Origin of the sequence: Serratia marcescens (assembly GCF_006715005.1) — a bacterium.
GTDB classification, from domain to species: Bacteria; Pseudomonadota; Gammaproteobacteria; order Enterobacterales; family Enterobacteriaceae; genus Serratia; species Serratia montpellierensis.
Genome location: NZ_VFMJ01000001.1, coordinates 3,000,100 through 3,014,169, shown reverse-complemented (window position 1 = coordinate 3,014,169; position 14,070 = coordinate 3,000,100). Strand labels below are relative to the sequence as shown.

Here is a 14,070-nt window from a genome sequence, read left to right as displayed (position 1 = left end):
TGCGGGTATACCTTGATGGCATGAATATATCGATGCACTCCACCCACAATCAGTCATGGTGGCGCCTCTTCTGAGGCGGCACGAGTATTCACATCTCTTTTTAATGCCGCCGGTTTGGCGGCATTATTTTTTGTGGCGTTGATCCGGCGGTCTACAGACCTTCAGGAGCACTGTCATGAGTTACACCATTCTTACCGGCGATCGCGCCACCGGCCCACTGCATTTAGGTCACTTCGTCGGCTCGCTGCGCCAACGCGTCGAACTGCAGCACCAGCATAACCAAACGGTGATGGTGGCGGATCTGCAGGGCCTGACCGACAACGGCAACAACCCGCAAAAAATCAGCGCCAACGTGCTCAACGTCGTGGCCGACTATCTGGCGGTCGGCATCGATCCGCACAAGACCACGATCTGCCTGCAGTCGGCGCTGCCGGCGTTGGCCGAGTTGACGATGTACTACCTCAATCTGGTCAGCGTGGCGCGGCTGGAACGCAACCCGACGGTGAAAAACGAAATCGCCGAGAAGGATTTCGCCCGCAGCCTGCCGGCCGGTTTTCTGATCTATCCGGTCAGCCAGGCGGCGGACATCACCGCCTTCGGCGCCACCCACGTGCCGGTCGGCGAGGATCAGCTGCCGATGCTGGAGCAAACCAACGAGATCGTGCGGCGCTTCAACCACATCGTTGGCCAACCGATATTAACGGAGTGTCAGCCGCTGTTGAGCAACGTCGGGCGTCTGCCGGGGCTGGACGGGCAGGGCAAGATGTCGAAATCGCGCGGCAACGCCATCCAGCTTGGCGCCAGCGCCGACGAGGTTCACAAGGCGGTGATGAGCATGTTCACCGATCCCGGCCATCTCAACGTCAGCGATCCCGGCCGGGTGGAAGGCAACATGGTGTTCACCTACATGGACGCCTTCTGCGAAGACGCCGCGCTGGTGGCGGAGCTGAAGGCGCACTACCGGCGCGGCGGGTTGGGGGACGTGAAGATCAAACGGCTGCTGGAGGATTGCCTGCAGAGCCTGCTCGAGCCGATCCGCACCCGCCGCGCCGAATTCATCGCCGATAAAGGCGAGCTGACGCGCATCCTGCAGCACGGCACCCGCCGCGCGCATCAGGTCAGCCAGCAGACGCTGCGGCAGGTCAAGACGGCGCTGGGGCTGGACTTCTTTAGCCTGGAATGATGCGCATGCCGGGGCGGCACGCGTCACGCCCCGGCCATAAAACGATCATCCCACTGTCATAAACTTATCCGTTAATAGGTGCCCATAATGATTAGCCACTGAAACCAGAGAAATCATATGGCTCAGGCACTGTTAAAATTGGCACAGCACGACTTACCAGGGCAGCACGCCGCCGCATCCCGCAAAGTATTATCGGTAAAGGGACTCGGCAAGGCCTATAAAGCGCAGCAGCGCGTGCTGGATGACATCAATTTCGACCTGCACGCCGGCGAATTCGTGGCGGTGATCGGCCGCTCCGGCGCGGGCAAGTCCACGCTGCTGCACACCCTCAACGGCACCATTCCTTCCAGCTGTGGCGAGATGCTGCACTTCGAAGACGATGGCGTGGCGCAGGATATCGCCCAGCTTGCCGGCCGCCAGATGCGCCAGTGGCGCGCACGCTGCGGCATGATCTTCCAGGACTTCTGCCTGGTGCCGCGCTTGGACGTGATGACCAACGTGCTGCTGGGCCGCCTGAGCCACACCTCCACCCTGAAATCCTTCTTCAAACTGTTCGATGACGCCGACCGCGCTCGCGCTATCGAACTGTTGCAGTGGCTTAACATGCTGCCGCACGCGCTACAGCGCGCCGAGCACCTCTCCGGCGGCCAAATGCAGCGCGTCGCCATCTGCCGCGCGCTGATGCAAAACCCGCAAATCCTGCTGGCCGATGAGCCGGTCGCGTCGCTCGATCCGAAGAACACCCGCCGCATCATGGACGCGCTGCAGAAAATCAGCGAAGACGGCATCGCGGTGATGGTGAACCTGCACTCGGTCGAACTGGTGAAAGAGTATTGCTCGCGGGTGATCGGCATCGCCCACGGGAAGATCGTGTTTGACGGGCATCCTTCGCAACTGAACGAACGGATCCTGCACCAGCTGTATGGCGAAGAAGCCAATCAGATCCATTGAAGCACTTTTGACCTTTACCCTTTACACACAAGGCACACCTAATGAAAAAAGTATTGAGTCTGACCACCCTGATGGCCGGCGCGATGATGGTATTTAATGCTGCCGCAGCGGATGCGCCGAAAGAGCTGAACCTGGGCATTCTCGGTGGCCAGAACGCCACCCAGCAGATCGGCGATAACCAGTGCGTGAAGCAGTTCCTGGACAAGGAGCTGAACGTCGATACCAAGCTGCGCAACTCGTCCGACTATTCCGGTGTGATCCAGGGCCTGCTGGGCGGCAAGATTGACTTGGTGCTGAGCATGTCGCCGTCGTCGTTCGCTTCGGTCTACATCAAGGATCCGAAAGCGGTGGACATCGTCGGCATCGCGGTCGACGACGTCGACCAGTCGCGCGGCTACCACTCGGTGGTGGTGGTGAAGGCCGGCAGTCCGTACCAGAAACTGGAAGATCTGAAGGGCAAGGCCATCGGCTTCGCCGATCCGGATTCCACCTCCGGCTTCCTGATCCCGAACCAGGCGTTTAAAAAGCTGTTCGGCGGCACGGTCGACAACAAATACAACAACACCTTCTCCAGCGTCACCTTCTCCGGCGGCCACGAGCAGGACATTCTCGGCGTGCTGAACGGCCAGTTCGAAGGTGCGGTGACCTGGGCGTCGATGATCGGCGACTACAACACCGGCTACACCAGCGGCGCGTTCACCCGCATGATCCGCATGGATCACCCGGACCTGATGAAGCAGATCCGCATCATCTGGCAGTCGCCGCTGATCCCGAACGGCCCGATCCTGGTGAGCAACTCGCTGCCGGCCGACTTTAAGGCCAAAGTGGTCACCGCCATCAAGAAGCTGGATAAAGACGATCACCAGTGCTTTATCAAAGCAATGGGCGGCAAACAGCACATCGGCGACACCACCCTGGCGGAATACCAGAACATCATCGATATGAAGCGCGAGCTGACCAAAGGCGACCGTTAATTCCCGGCTGCCTAGGCCGTCCGAATGAAGGGGTTCAGCGTGCTGAACCCCTTGTTCCATAAAGATGGAAGACCTCTTTTGAATACCGATTTCGCACACTATTACCAACGGATCCGCAGCAAGCAAAAGCGCGAAGCACTGCTGTGGTCGCTCGGGCTGGTGGTGCTGTACCTGGGCGCCGGCAACCTCGCCGAGTTCAACCTGCACACCGTCTGGGTGTCTATTCCGCATTTCTTCGACTACCTGGCCGAAACCGTTCCGACGCTGCATTGGCCTCTGTTGTTCGCCGACGGGCGCACCGAAGGCTCACTGGCCTACTGGGGTTACCGCCTGAATATCCAGCTGCCGCTGATCTGGGAGACCCTGCAGCTGGCGCTGGCGGCGACCATTTTCTCGGTGCTGGTGGCGACCGTGCTGGCGTTTCTGGCGGCCGGCAACACCTATACCCCGGCCTCGGTGCGGCTGGCGATCCGCACGCTGGTGGCGTTTTTGCGCACCATGCCGGAGCTGGCGTGGGCGGTGATGTTCGTGATGGCGTTCGGCATCGGTGCCATTCCCGGCTTCCTGGCGCTGGCGCTGCACACCATCGGCAGCCTGACCAAGCTGTTCTACGAGTCGATCGAAACCGCCTCCAATAAACCGGTGCGCGGGCTGGCGGCCTGCGGCGCCACGCCGCTGCAGCGCATGCGCTTCGGCCTGTGGCCGCAGGTGAAGCCGGTATTTCTCTCCTACAGCTTCATGCGGCTGGAGATCAACTTCCGCCAGTCGACCATTTTGGGGCTGGTGGGCGCGGGCGGCATCGGCCAGGAGCTGATGACCAACATTAAACTCGACCGCTACGATCAGGTCAGCATGACGCTGCTGCTGATCATCGTGGTGGTTTCCGTGCTCGACTACGTGTCGGGCGAGCTGCGTAAGCGCGTGGTAGAGGGGGCAAAATGATAGCGGGCACTCCGGCATCGGCGGAAACGCTGCGCCAGTTGAAACAGCAGCATCCGGCGATCTTCGCGCAGCAGGGGCGCTACCTGCGCACCGTCGGCCTGATCGCGCTGGCGATCGTGCTGTATTACGTGTTCTTCTTCCTGGTCTTCGGCATTACCTGGCCGCAGTTTATCAACGGCTGCCAGCAGCTGGGGCGCTATTTCCTGCGCATGTTCGTCTGGCACGATTTCGTCAACTGGCCGTTCATGTACTACTTCCAGCAGATCGGCATTACTATCGCCATCGTGTTCGCCGGCACCATTACCGCGTCGCTGATCGCGCTGCCGCTGTCGTTTTTCGCCGCGCGCAACGTGATGTCGACGCCGCTGCTGCGGCCGATCTCCGTGCTGGTGCGCCGCTTGCTGGACGTGCTGCGCGGTATCGATATGGCGATCTGGGGGCTAATCTTCGTGCGCGCCGTCGGCATGGGGCCGCTGGCCGGGGTGTTGGCTATCGTGATGCAGGACGTCGGGCTGCTGGGCAAACTGTACGCCGAAGGGCACGAGGCGGTGGACAAGTCCCCCAGCCGCGGCCTGACGGCGGTGGGCGCCAACGGGTTGCAGAAGCACCGCTACGGCATCTTCACCCAATCGTTCCCCACCTTCCTGGCGCTCAGCCTGTACCAGATCGAGTCCAACACTCGCTCTGCGGCGGTGCTGGGCTTCGTCGGCGCCGGCGGCATCGGCCTGGTGTACGCGGAGAATATGCGGCTGTGGAACTGGGACGTGGTGATGTTCATCACCCTGATCCTGGTGGTGGTGGTGATGATCATGGACAAGGTCTCGTCGATGCTGCGCAACAAGTACATCATCGGCGAAGACATCCCGCTGTATCAGCAAAAAAGCCAAATCGATTGAGAAACCCCTTGCCGATCCCTATACTGCCGCACATTCAAGGTGTGCGGCCATACCCGTCATACTTGGAGCTGCCTCTTTGTTGGCTGCATTTGCGCGCCCCGGTCACATAGTTAACTATGCTCCGGGGGCTTACAAATTTGCCGCCGCGATGCAACTCCAACTATTTTGGGTATGGGGCATTTTTTTACAATGCGCACGTCCCCGTTAGACAAGTAAAGGCAATGCAATCCCATGATGAACAACGACGTGCTGCGCAGCGTGCGCTATATGCTGAGCATTAACAACGCCAAAATGGTCGAGATTATCAAACTGGACGATTTCGAGGTGGCGGTGTCGGCGATGGACGCTTACGTGATCAAAGAAGGCGAGCCGGGCTACGAGAAGTGCCCGGACGAAGTGATGGCGCACTTCCTCAACGGTCTGGTGTTCTTCAAGCGCGGCAAGGACGACAAGTTCCCGGCGCCGGCGGTTGAGCTGCCGATCACCAATAACCTGGTGCTGAAAAAGCTGCGCGTGGCGTTCGAGCTGAAAGACACCGACATGCACCAGATCTTCACCGCGGTGGACTTCCGCATCTCCAAGCCGGAGCTGAGCGCGCTGTTCCGCAAAGAAGGCACCAAGAACTACCGCCCATGCGGCGATCAGATGCTGCGCTACTTCCTCAAAGGGCTGGCGCAGCGCGTTCGCGGCGAGTAACGCGCTGCGTTCACCGAGCCTCAGGCGCAATCGCAAGGTTGCGCCTTTTTTATTGCCATTCTCCCGCCCGCCGTTGTTGTACTGGCCCTCAGCCATCCGCCATCGATGGAGGGCGGGCCGCCCCTCCGGTTACTTTCTCATGGTCAATTCAATCACCCAAACCATGAGGAAAGCAGGATGCCAACCATCACGAAAACCCAATCACTTTACACGTTGACCCGGCCGGTCTGGCTGGATGCGGCAGGCATGAGCAAAGGTATCGATCACGATCGCCAGCACCTGGGCATCATTCTCGCCGCCGGGCAGGTGCTGCGAGTGCGGCAGACCAACGCGGCGTTTACCGGCAAGCTCACGCTGCGCTTGCTGAATGACGACAGCAAAACGGAGGCTGAATTCAGCGTCGGCGCGAGCTGGGTCGAGGCCCAGGTCAATGCCGTCTCGGTGCCGTTTATCGATACGCCGTACGGGCAGGGCGAACCGGCGCTGGAGTTCGAGTATCCGGACACGGCGAAAGCGCTGCCGGTTTATCGCCGTGGCGAAAACGAAGCCACATTCTTCGCCCGCTGGGACGATCGGGACGCCGAGTTTGCCCTGATCGATGCGGAATACGCCGTGTTGCTGGTGCCGAAAATCAGTAAACCGGCGCTGAAGTCGCTGGGCGAAGCGAAAAACATCGACGGGCTGATCGCCTACTACGACCGCATTTTCACCTTCTACAATGCGCTGACCGGCGTCTCGTTCGAGGCTGAACATGAGTCCGATCGCAATATTCGCAACCGCTACTTTATGAAGGCCGATAAACACGGCGCCGGCGCCGCGTATTATGGCGGCCGCTGGACGGCGGAAACCAGCAGCTCGGTCAGCAGCTTCTGGCTGACGCCGAAAGACAGCAACTGGGGCAGCCTGCATGAGATCGCGCACGGCTATCAGGGGCACTTTATGGGCGACAAATATTTCTCCACCGGTGAGATGTGGAACAATATTTACGCCGCTTGCTATCAGGACGTGATGCTGGGAGAGCGCAAATACCAGGAAGGGTGGCTGTATAACTACGGCAACGCGGCCGGCGTCGAGAAGAAAATCGTCGATCTGATCGCTCAGGGCACGCCGCTCAACCAGTGGGATCTGCGCTCCAAGCTGTTCTTCGCGATGCTGATGGTCGACAAGGCAGGCAAGAACGCCTTCACGCACTTTAATCAGCAGTATCGTCAAAGCTGCAACACGGCGGGCTTCGTGCCGTCCGAACATGCCTTGCTGGATCTGCTGTCGGCAAGCTTCGCCGCGGCCGGCGAGCAAATCGACGTGACGCCGTTCGTCGAGCTGACCGGCGGCGTGATCACCCAAACGCAGCGCGACCTCAACGCGTTCAGCCACGCCAAGGCGGTGTACCCGCTGTATCAACTGGTGGATGCGCAGAGTTTGCCGGCGGTGCAGGCACAGCTGAAGCTGGATTCCTCCCTGCGCCTGGTCGATTCCTGTCAGCTCAAGGTGAGCGGCCTGAAAGGCGATGTCACCCTGAGTCTGGATATCGATGACTTTGCGCAGATCTACGGTGAGGATTTGATCCTGATGGAAGGGGCGCGCTATGCCCACAAGATCCGTATCGACGCGCCGACCCTGGCCCTGACTGCGCTGCCGATCGGCGTCTACACCCTGCGGTTGCCGACCGGCAAAGATCGCAAATATCGGCCGACGGCGGGTTACCTGACGGTGAAACAGGGGAAAAACGCGGTGACGCTTCGCTTCGTGCGTAAAGTTGCTTCGCCGATCGTTTCACAGGAGATCAATCTGTTGGGCCTGAGCGATGCGGTCTTCGCCACCGTGGTCGTCGATCGTGCCAAAGGGGCGGTGGTGGTTGACGTGACCAGCACCACGCCGCACGCCTACTTCCCCAGTGAAACCTATGCCCGGGTGACGCTGCGCGATCGGCAGGGCGCGGTGCGCTTCGCTAAGGAGATTCAGGGCACTCAGGCTACGTTGAGTCATGACGAACTGCCGTTTGCCGAAGGCGACGACATCGAGATTTACCATGTGGAGCCGAGCCGGGTGCGTTTGAATCCGGCGGCGGCCGGCGTCATCGATAACAAAAACAAAACCAACGTGCTGCGTATCGAAACCAGCGGGCTGAAAAACCCGGCGCTGTCCGGCGATCCCGAGCAGGCGCTGCTGACGCGCCTGGAGCAGGCGGCGCAGCGTTTACGCCGTCTGCTGCCGGCTTACTATGCGCCGTCGTCGTCGTTCAAGGATGATATCTATCTGGCGATCGGCGCCTTTGCCGAGCTGCAACGTGAGCCACTGTTGGCGACCTATCGGGATTGCCTGCCGGCCGACAATACGCCGCCGGGCGCTAACGTCGGCAATGCGTTTACCGTGGCGTGCAAAGGGATCGGCGATCGCCAGTTTCTGACCTGCGCCGTCGATCTGGTGAAGAAAACCGTGACCGTGACGCTGGCGGCGGGGATTGCTCACCACTACTTTACCGACAGCTACGCCTTCCTCAGCGTGACGGATGCGGACGGCAACACCTTGCTCAGCTACGACGTCATCGGCAGCCAAAATCAATCGGCTAAAACCTGGGTGCTGCCGCTGTCAGGCTACGGCGGTGAGGTGATCCATCTGCGGCATGAAGAGCCGGACAACCGCCTGGCGATCGTCAACGAAATGCAGCATGTGCGGCTGGCGGAGAAGGGCAAGCAGCAGACCTACTGCATTACGCCGGTCGGTTTGAAACGCATCAACGACTGAGCCACATTGGCCTCCGGGGCGGCGAGTGTCGTCGCCCCGATTTTCCTCTGCATCATCCCCTTATTGCACTCTTTTTGTTCTTCCGCTGCGCGCCGCTGGTGCAGCCCGTTCGTCGTCGCTGTCATAAGTTTTAATTATAATTTATTGAAATCATGAGATTAAAAATTGGCACGCCGGTTGCTCTGTTGAATCCCATCTTGTGTACCAGATGGAATTCAGCCGATGAGCGAACCTGTTGTAGCGTGCGGTTTTACCCTCAGTGAATGGCAGCACCATTATCAAACCCGTCCGGCGGGCGAGCGCCTCGCCTGTGTCAGCGCGACGATCGAAACCCTGGCCGCCGGGCTGAACCCGAACGATAACGCCTGGCTGTATCTCGCCACGCCGGCGCAGCGCGAGCAGCAGTATCGGCAGCTCGCGCAGTTGCTGGCGGCGGTTGACGGCGATCTCAGCCGCCTGCCGCTGTTCGGCGTGCCCTTTGCCATCAAAGACAATATCGACGTCGGCGGTTGGCCGACCAGCGCCGCCTGTCCGGCGTTCACCTATCAGGCCGCGGCGGACGCCACCGTGGTCGCCCACCTGCGCGCCGCAGGGGCGATCGCCCTCGGTAAAACCAACCTCGATCAGTTCGCTACCGGGTTGGTAGGCACTCGCTCACCGTATGGTGCGGTGGTCAACAGCTTCGACAGCCGCTACGTCAGCGGCGGTTCCAGCTCTGGCTCCGCCTCGGTGGTGGCACGCGGCCTGGTGCCGTTTGCGCTGGGCACCGACACCGCCGGTTCGGGGCGCGTGCCCGCCGGGTTCAACAACATCGTCGGGCTGAAGCCGACCAAGGGGCGGTTATCCAATCGCGGCGTGGTGCCGGCCTGCCGGTTGAACGATACGGTGTCGGTCTTCGCGCTGACGGTGGCCGATGCTGCCCAGGTGGCGGAACTGGCGAGCGGCTTTGACGAAGCAGATCCGTATTCCCGCCCCGATCCGCATACCGCGCCGGCGGATATCCCCGCCGCACCGCGTTTCGCCGTTCCCGCCCAGCTGGAGTTTTTCGGCGACGTTCAGGCCGAACGGGCGTTTCACCGTGCGCTGGCGCAGCTGCAGGCGGGCGGTGCCACGCTGGAACCCCTCGATTTCGCGCCGTTTCGCACCCTGGCGGAACAGCTGTATTACGGCCCCTGGGTGGCGGAGCGCACCGTGGCGATTGAGCAGGTGCTGGAAGCGAGCCCGCAGGCCATCGACCCGGTGGTGCGCGGCATCGTCGGCAACGGCCTCGGCTACAGCGCCTGCGACGCCTACAAGGCGGAATACCTGCGTGCCGAGCTGGCGCGGCAGATCGCCCAGCGGCTGGCGCCGTTCGACGCGCTGGTGGTGCCGACCGCGCCCACTATCCGCACCCTGGCGGAGATGGCGCAGGAGCCGGTGCTGTTCAATTCGCAATTCGGCACTTACACCAATTTCACCAACCTGGCCGATCTGAGCGCGCTGGCGCTGCCGGGGCCGCTGCGCGGAGACGGGCTGCCGGCGGGCATCACCCTGATTGCGCCTGCCTGGCATGACCGGGCGCTGGCGGCGTTTGGCCTGCGCTGGCAACGGCAAAACGCCTTGCCGCTCGGGGCCATCGGGCGGGCACTGCCGCCGCAGCCCACGCCGGCGCCGTCGGCGGGGCACGTGCGTCTGGCGGTAGTGGGCGCTCACCTCAGCGGTATGCCGCTCAACGTCCAGCTGACGCAGCGCGACGCGGTGCGGGTGGAGCAAACCGTCACCGCCCCCTGTTACCGCCTCTACGCGCTGGCCGATACCGAACCGCCGAAGCCGGGGCTGGCGCGCGCGGCGCAGGGGGCGGCGATCCGCCTTGAGCTGTGGGACATCCCGCTGGCCCGTTTCGGCGAGTTTGTGGCGGAAATCCCGGCGCCATTGGGCATCGGCACGCTGCTGCTGGCGGACGGCAGGCGGGTGAAGGGGTTTATCTGCGAAGCCTGGGCGCTGGAAGGCGCCACGGATATCACTGAGTTTGGCGGCTGGCGCGACTATCTCGCCAGCCTTAAGGGGCATGAACATGTTTAATACCGTACTGATCGCTAACCGCGGCGAAATCGCCTGCCGCGCCATTCGCACCCTGAAACGCCTGGGCGTCACCAGCGTGGCGGTTTATTCCGACGCCGACCGCAATGCGCCGCACGTCACCGAAGCCGATAAGGCGGTGGCGCTCGGCGGCGACAAGGCCGCCGACAGCTACCTGCGCATCGACAAGATCCTCGCGGCGGCAGCGGCCACCGGCGCACAGGCGATCTACCCCGGCTACGGCTTTTTGTCCGAGAGCGCCGAGTTTGCCGACGCCTGCGAGGCGGCGGGCATCGCCTTTATCGGCCCGACGGCGGCGCAGATCCGCGAGTTCGGCCTCAAGCACCGGGCGCGCGAGCTGGCGGCGTTGGCCGGGGTGCCGATGACGCCGGGCACCGGCTTGCTGGAGAGCGTTGAGCAGGCGGTGACCGCCGCCGCGCGCATCGGCTACCCGGTGATGCTGAAAAGCACCGCCGGCGGTGGCGGCATCGGCCTGACGCGCTGTGACGACGAGGCGGCGCTGCGCGACGCGTACGACAGCGTCAAACGGCTGGGAGAGCAGTTCTTCCGCGACGCCGGCGCCTTTATCGAACGCTTCGTCGATCGGGCGCGCCACGTCGAGGTGCAGATTTTCGGCGACGGCCAGGGGCGGGTGGCGGCGCTGGGCGAGCGCGACTGCTCGCTGCAGCGCCGCAACCAAAAGGTGGTGGAAGAAACCCCGGCGCCGCACCTGCCGGCGGCGACCCGCCAGGCGCTGCATCGGGCGGCGATTGTGCTGGGCGAGTCGGTGAATTATCGCAGCGCCGGCACCGTGGAATTCATTTATGACGCCGCGCGCGACGAGTTTTACTTCCTGGAAGTGAACACCCGCTTACAGGTCGAGCACCCGATCACTGAAATGGTCACCGGCCTGGATTTGATCGCATGCATGCTGCAGGTGGCGGCGGGCGACGCGCTGGATTGGGCGGCACTGCAGCGCGCGCCGCAGGGCGCGGCGATCGAAGTGCGCCTCTACGCCGAAGATCCGCTGAAAAACTTCCAGCCCAGTCCCGGCGTGTTGACCGAGGTGCATTTCCCTGACGACGTGCGGCTCGATGGGTGGGTGGCGACCGGCAGCGAAGTGTCGGCGTTTTACGACCCGATGATCGCCAAGCTGATCGTGCACGGCGCGGATCGGGCGCAGGCGCTGGAAAAATTGCGCGTGGCGCTGGCGGCGACCCGCTTGCACGGCATCGCCACCAACCTCGATTATCTGCGGCAGGTGATCGCCACGCCGCAATTTCAGCGCGGCGACGTCTGGACGCGCCTGCTGGACGATGTGCGTTTCCAGCCGCACTGCCTTGAAGTGCTGCAACCCGGCACCTACAGCAGCGTGCAGGATTATCCCGGCCGCCTCGGCTATTGGGACATCGGCGTGCCGCCGTCCGGCCCGATGGACGACTTCGCGTTTCGGCTGGCCAACCGCATCGTCGGCAACCACCCGGCGGCCGCCGGGCTGGAGTTTACCCTGCAGGGGCCGACGCTGCGCTTTCATTGCGACGCCACCCTCGCGCTGACGGGCGCGAGCTGCCCGGCCGATCTGGATGGCGAGGCGGTCGCCTACTGGCGGCCGATCGCGGTGCGGGCCGGGCAGGTGCTGACGCTGGGGCGCGCCACGCATGGCTGCCGCACCTATCTGGCGGTACGCAACGGCTTCGACGTGCCGGTGTATCTCGGCAGCCGCTCCACCTTTGCGCTCGGGCAGTTTGGCGGCCACGCCGGGCGCACCTTGCGGGTGGCGGACATGCTGGCGATCGCTCAACCGGCGCTGGCGGCCAGTACCACCCCGGCGCCGATCGCTGCACCGCAGGCGATGGACGACAGCCTGATCCCGCACTACGGCGATCAATGGCACATCGGCGTGCTTTACGGGCCGCACGGCGCGCCGGACTTTTTCACCGCCGAATCGATAGAGGCCTTCTTCGCCACCGACTGGCAGGTGCATTACAACTCCAACCGCCTCGGCGTGCGCCTGGCGGGGCCGAAGCCCGAGTGGGCGCGGGAGGACGGCGGCGAAGCCGGTTTGCATCCTTCCAACGTGCACGACTGCGAGTACGCTATCGGCGCGATCAATTTCACCGGCGACTTCCCGGTGATCCTGACCCGTGACGGGCCGAGCCTCGGCGGCTTCGTCTGCCCGGTGACCATCGCCAAGGCCGAGCTGTGGAAAGTGGGGCAGGTGAAGCCGGGCGACCGCATCCGGTTCCACCCGATCGGCTTTCGCCAGGCGCAGTCGCTGGAGCAGGCGCAGCTTGGCAGCATCGAAGCGCTGGCGGCGGTGAAGGCCATTACCCTGCCGCCGCCGGATCTGGCCCCGGCGGAGACCGTTTCCGCCACAGTGCTGGCGGCGCTGCCGGCGTCGGAAGGGCGCCCGGCGGTGGCGTATCGCCAGGCGGGGGACGGTTACATCCTGATGGAGTACGGCGACAACGTGCTCGATCTGGCGCTGCGGCTGCGCATTCATCTGCTGATGCAGTCGCTGCGAGAGGAGGCGATACCGGGCGTGGCGGAGCTGGCGCCGGGCGTGCGTTCGCTGCAGATCCGCTACGACAGCCGGCGGATAAGCCAGGCCGATCTGCTAGAGCGCCTGCTGGCGCGTGAACGGGCGCTGGGGGACGTCAGCCGCCTGAAGGTGCCGACGCGCACCGTGTGGCTACCGATGGCGTTCGAAGATTCGGCCACGCTGGGCGCGGTGGATCGCTATCAACAGACGGTGCGCGCCTCGGCGCCCTGGCTGCCGAACAACGTCGATTTCATTCAGCGCATCAACGGCCTGAGCCGACGCGAGCAGGTGCGCGACATTCTGTTCGACGCCAGCTACCTGATCCTCGGTCTGGGAGACGTCTACCTCGGCGCACCCTGCGCGGTGCCGCTCGATCCGCGCCATCGCCTGCTGAGCTCCAAATATAACCCGGCGCGCACCCACACCGCCGAAGGAACGGTCGGCATCGGCGGCATGTACATGTGCATCTACGGCATGGACTCGCCGGGCGGTTACCAGCTGGTGGGGCGCACGCTGCCGATCTGGAACAAATTCCTCAAAAACCCGCAGTTCACCGCCGGTGAGCCCTGGCTGCTGCGCTTCTTCGATCAGGTGCGCTTCTACCCGGTCAGCGAGCAAGAACTGGACGAGCAGCGCGAAGCGTTCCGCGAAGGGCGCATGCAGGTGCGCATCGAAGAGAGCGAATTCGACTTCGCTGCCTACACCGATTTCCTGGCCGACAACGCCGAGGCGATCGCCGACTTCCAGCATCGCCAGCAGCAGGCGTTCAGCGCCGAAGTGGCGCGCTGGCGCAGCGATGACGACGAGGCCGAGGCGCAGCTGTTGCCGCCGGAGGAAGAAGACGCGATCGACGGCGATCGGGTCAGCGCGGATCTGAACGGCAGCGTGTGGAAGATCCTGGTGGAGCCGGGGCAGGCGGTGGCGGCCGGGCAGCCGCTGATCGTGGTCGAGGCGATGAAGATGGAATTGGCGGTCACCGCGCCGCGCGCCGGGATCGTTAAACGCATCAGCTGCCGGCAGGGGCGGCCGGTCGGGCCGGGCGACGCCCTGCTGTGGCTGGAAAAAGCGGTCTGAACGGAGGAG

The 14,070-nt window shown here is 63.2% G+C and carries 9 protein-coding genes; all 9 read left to right on the top strand.

The window, feature by feature from the left end:
- The first annotated feature begins 175 nt into the window (after positions 1-175).
- The 9 genes from trpS to uca all read left to right on the top strand — a co-directional run bounded on the left by trpS (position 176) and on the right by uca (position 14,061).
- Positions 176-1,183, top strand: a complete 1,008-nt coding sequence (trpS, locus tag FHU12_RS14505; protein WP_141970145.1) for a tryptophan--tRNA ligase — start codon at positions 176-178, stop codon at positions 1,181-1,183.
- A gap of 117 nt (positions 1,184-1,300) precedes the next feature.
- On the top strand, positions 1,301-2,134 hold the full coding sequence (gene phnC, locus FHU12_RS14500; protein WP_099816745.1) for a phosphonate ABC transporter ATP-binding protein: 834 nt from the start codon (positions 1,301-1,303) through the stop codon (positions 2,132-2,134).
- 41 nt (positions 2,135-2,175) lie between these two features.
- Positions 2,176-3,108, top strand: coding sequence for a phosphonate ABC transporter substrate-binding protein (phnD, locus tag FHU12_RS14495; protein ID WP_019454696.1), 933 nt, complete (start codon positions 2,176-2,178; stop codon positions 3,106-3,108).
- 78 nt (positions 3,109-3,186) lie between these two features.
- On the top strand, positions 3,187-4,050 hold the full coding sequence (gene phnE, locus FHU12_RS14490) for a phosphonate ABC transporter, permease protein PhnE (RefSeq protein ID WP_063991254.1): 864 nt from the start codon (positions 3,187-3,189) through the stop codon (positions 4,048-4,050).
- A complete protein-coding gene (phnE, locus tag FHU12_RS14485) occupies positions 4,047-4,946 on the top strand; it encodes a phosphonate ABC transporter, permease protein PhnE (protein ID WP_033637591.1) in 900 nt (299 codons plus the stop codon). The genes phnE (FHU12_RS14490) and phnE (FHU12_RS14485) overlap by 4 nt, the downstream gene beginning before the upstream one ends.
- Before the next feature lie 231 nt (positions 4,947-5,177).
- Positions 5,178-5,642 carry a YehS family protein gene (locus FHU12_RS14480; protein ID WP_004939471.1) on the top strand — a complete coding sequence of 155 codons (465 nt, stop codon included), beginning with the start codon at positions 5,178-5,180 and terminating at the stop codon, positions 5,640-5,642.
- Positions 5,643-5,819: 177 nt separating this feature from the next.
- Positions 5,820-8,387: a putative mucin/carbohydrate-binding domain-containing protein gene (locus FHU12_RS14475; protein WP_141970143.1), complete on the top strand. Its 2,568-nt coding sequence runs from the start codon at positions 5,820-5,822 to the stop codon at positions 8,385-8,387.
- 222 nt (positions 8,388-8,609) lie between these two features.
- Entirely contained in the window at positions 8,610-10,448 is a 1,839-nt protein-coding gene (gene atzF / locus FHU12_RS14470; RefSeq protein ID WP_141970142.1) for an allophanate hydrolase, read from the top strand.
- The gene (uca, locus tag FHU12_RS14465; protein ID WP_141970140.1) at positions 10,441-14,061 is read left to right on the top strand and encodes an urea carboxylase; all 3,621 of its coding nucleotides are present in this window, start codon (positions 10,441-10,443) and stop codon (positions 14,059-14,061) included. The genes atzF and uca overlap by 8 nt, the downstream gene beginning before the upstream one ends.
- Positions 14,062-14,070: the final 9 nt, after the last annotated feature.

Bases quoted from the DNA above. Each gene is read 5' to 3' on its own strand.
- uca (WP_141970140.1), top strand. From the start codon at position 10,441: ATGTTTAATACCGTACTGATCGCTAACCGCGGCGAAATCGCCTGCCGC.
- FHU12_RS14475 (WP_141970143.1), top strand. From the start codon at position 5,820: ATGCCAACCATCACGAAAACCCAATCACTTTACACGTTGACCCGGCCG.
- phnE (WP_033637591.1), top strand. From the start codon at position 4,047: ATGATAGCGGGCACTCCGGCATCGGCGGAAACGCTGCGCCAGTTGAAA.
- phnC (WP_099816745.1), top strand. From the start codon at position 1,301: ATGGCTCAGGCACTGTTAAAATTGGCACAGCACGACTTACCAGGGCAG.
- FHU12_RS14480 (WP_004939471.1), top strand. From the start codon at position 5,178: ATGATGAACAACGACGTGCTGCGCAGCGTGCGCTATATGCTGAGCATT.
- trpS (WP_141970145.1), top strand. From the start codon at position 176: ATGAGTTACACCATTCTTACCGGCGATCGCGCCACCGGCCCACTGCAT.
- phnD (WP_019454696.1), top strand. From the start codon at position 2,176: ATGAAAAAAGTATTGAGTCTGACCACCCTGATGGCCGGCGCGATGATG.
- atzF (WP_141970142.1), top strand. From the start codon at position 8,610: ATGAGCGAACCTGTTGTAGCGTGCGGTTTTACCCTCAGTGAATGGCAG.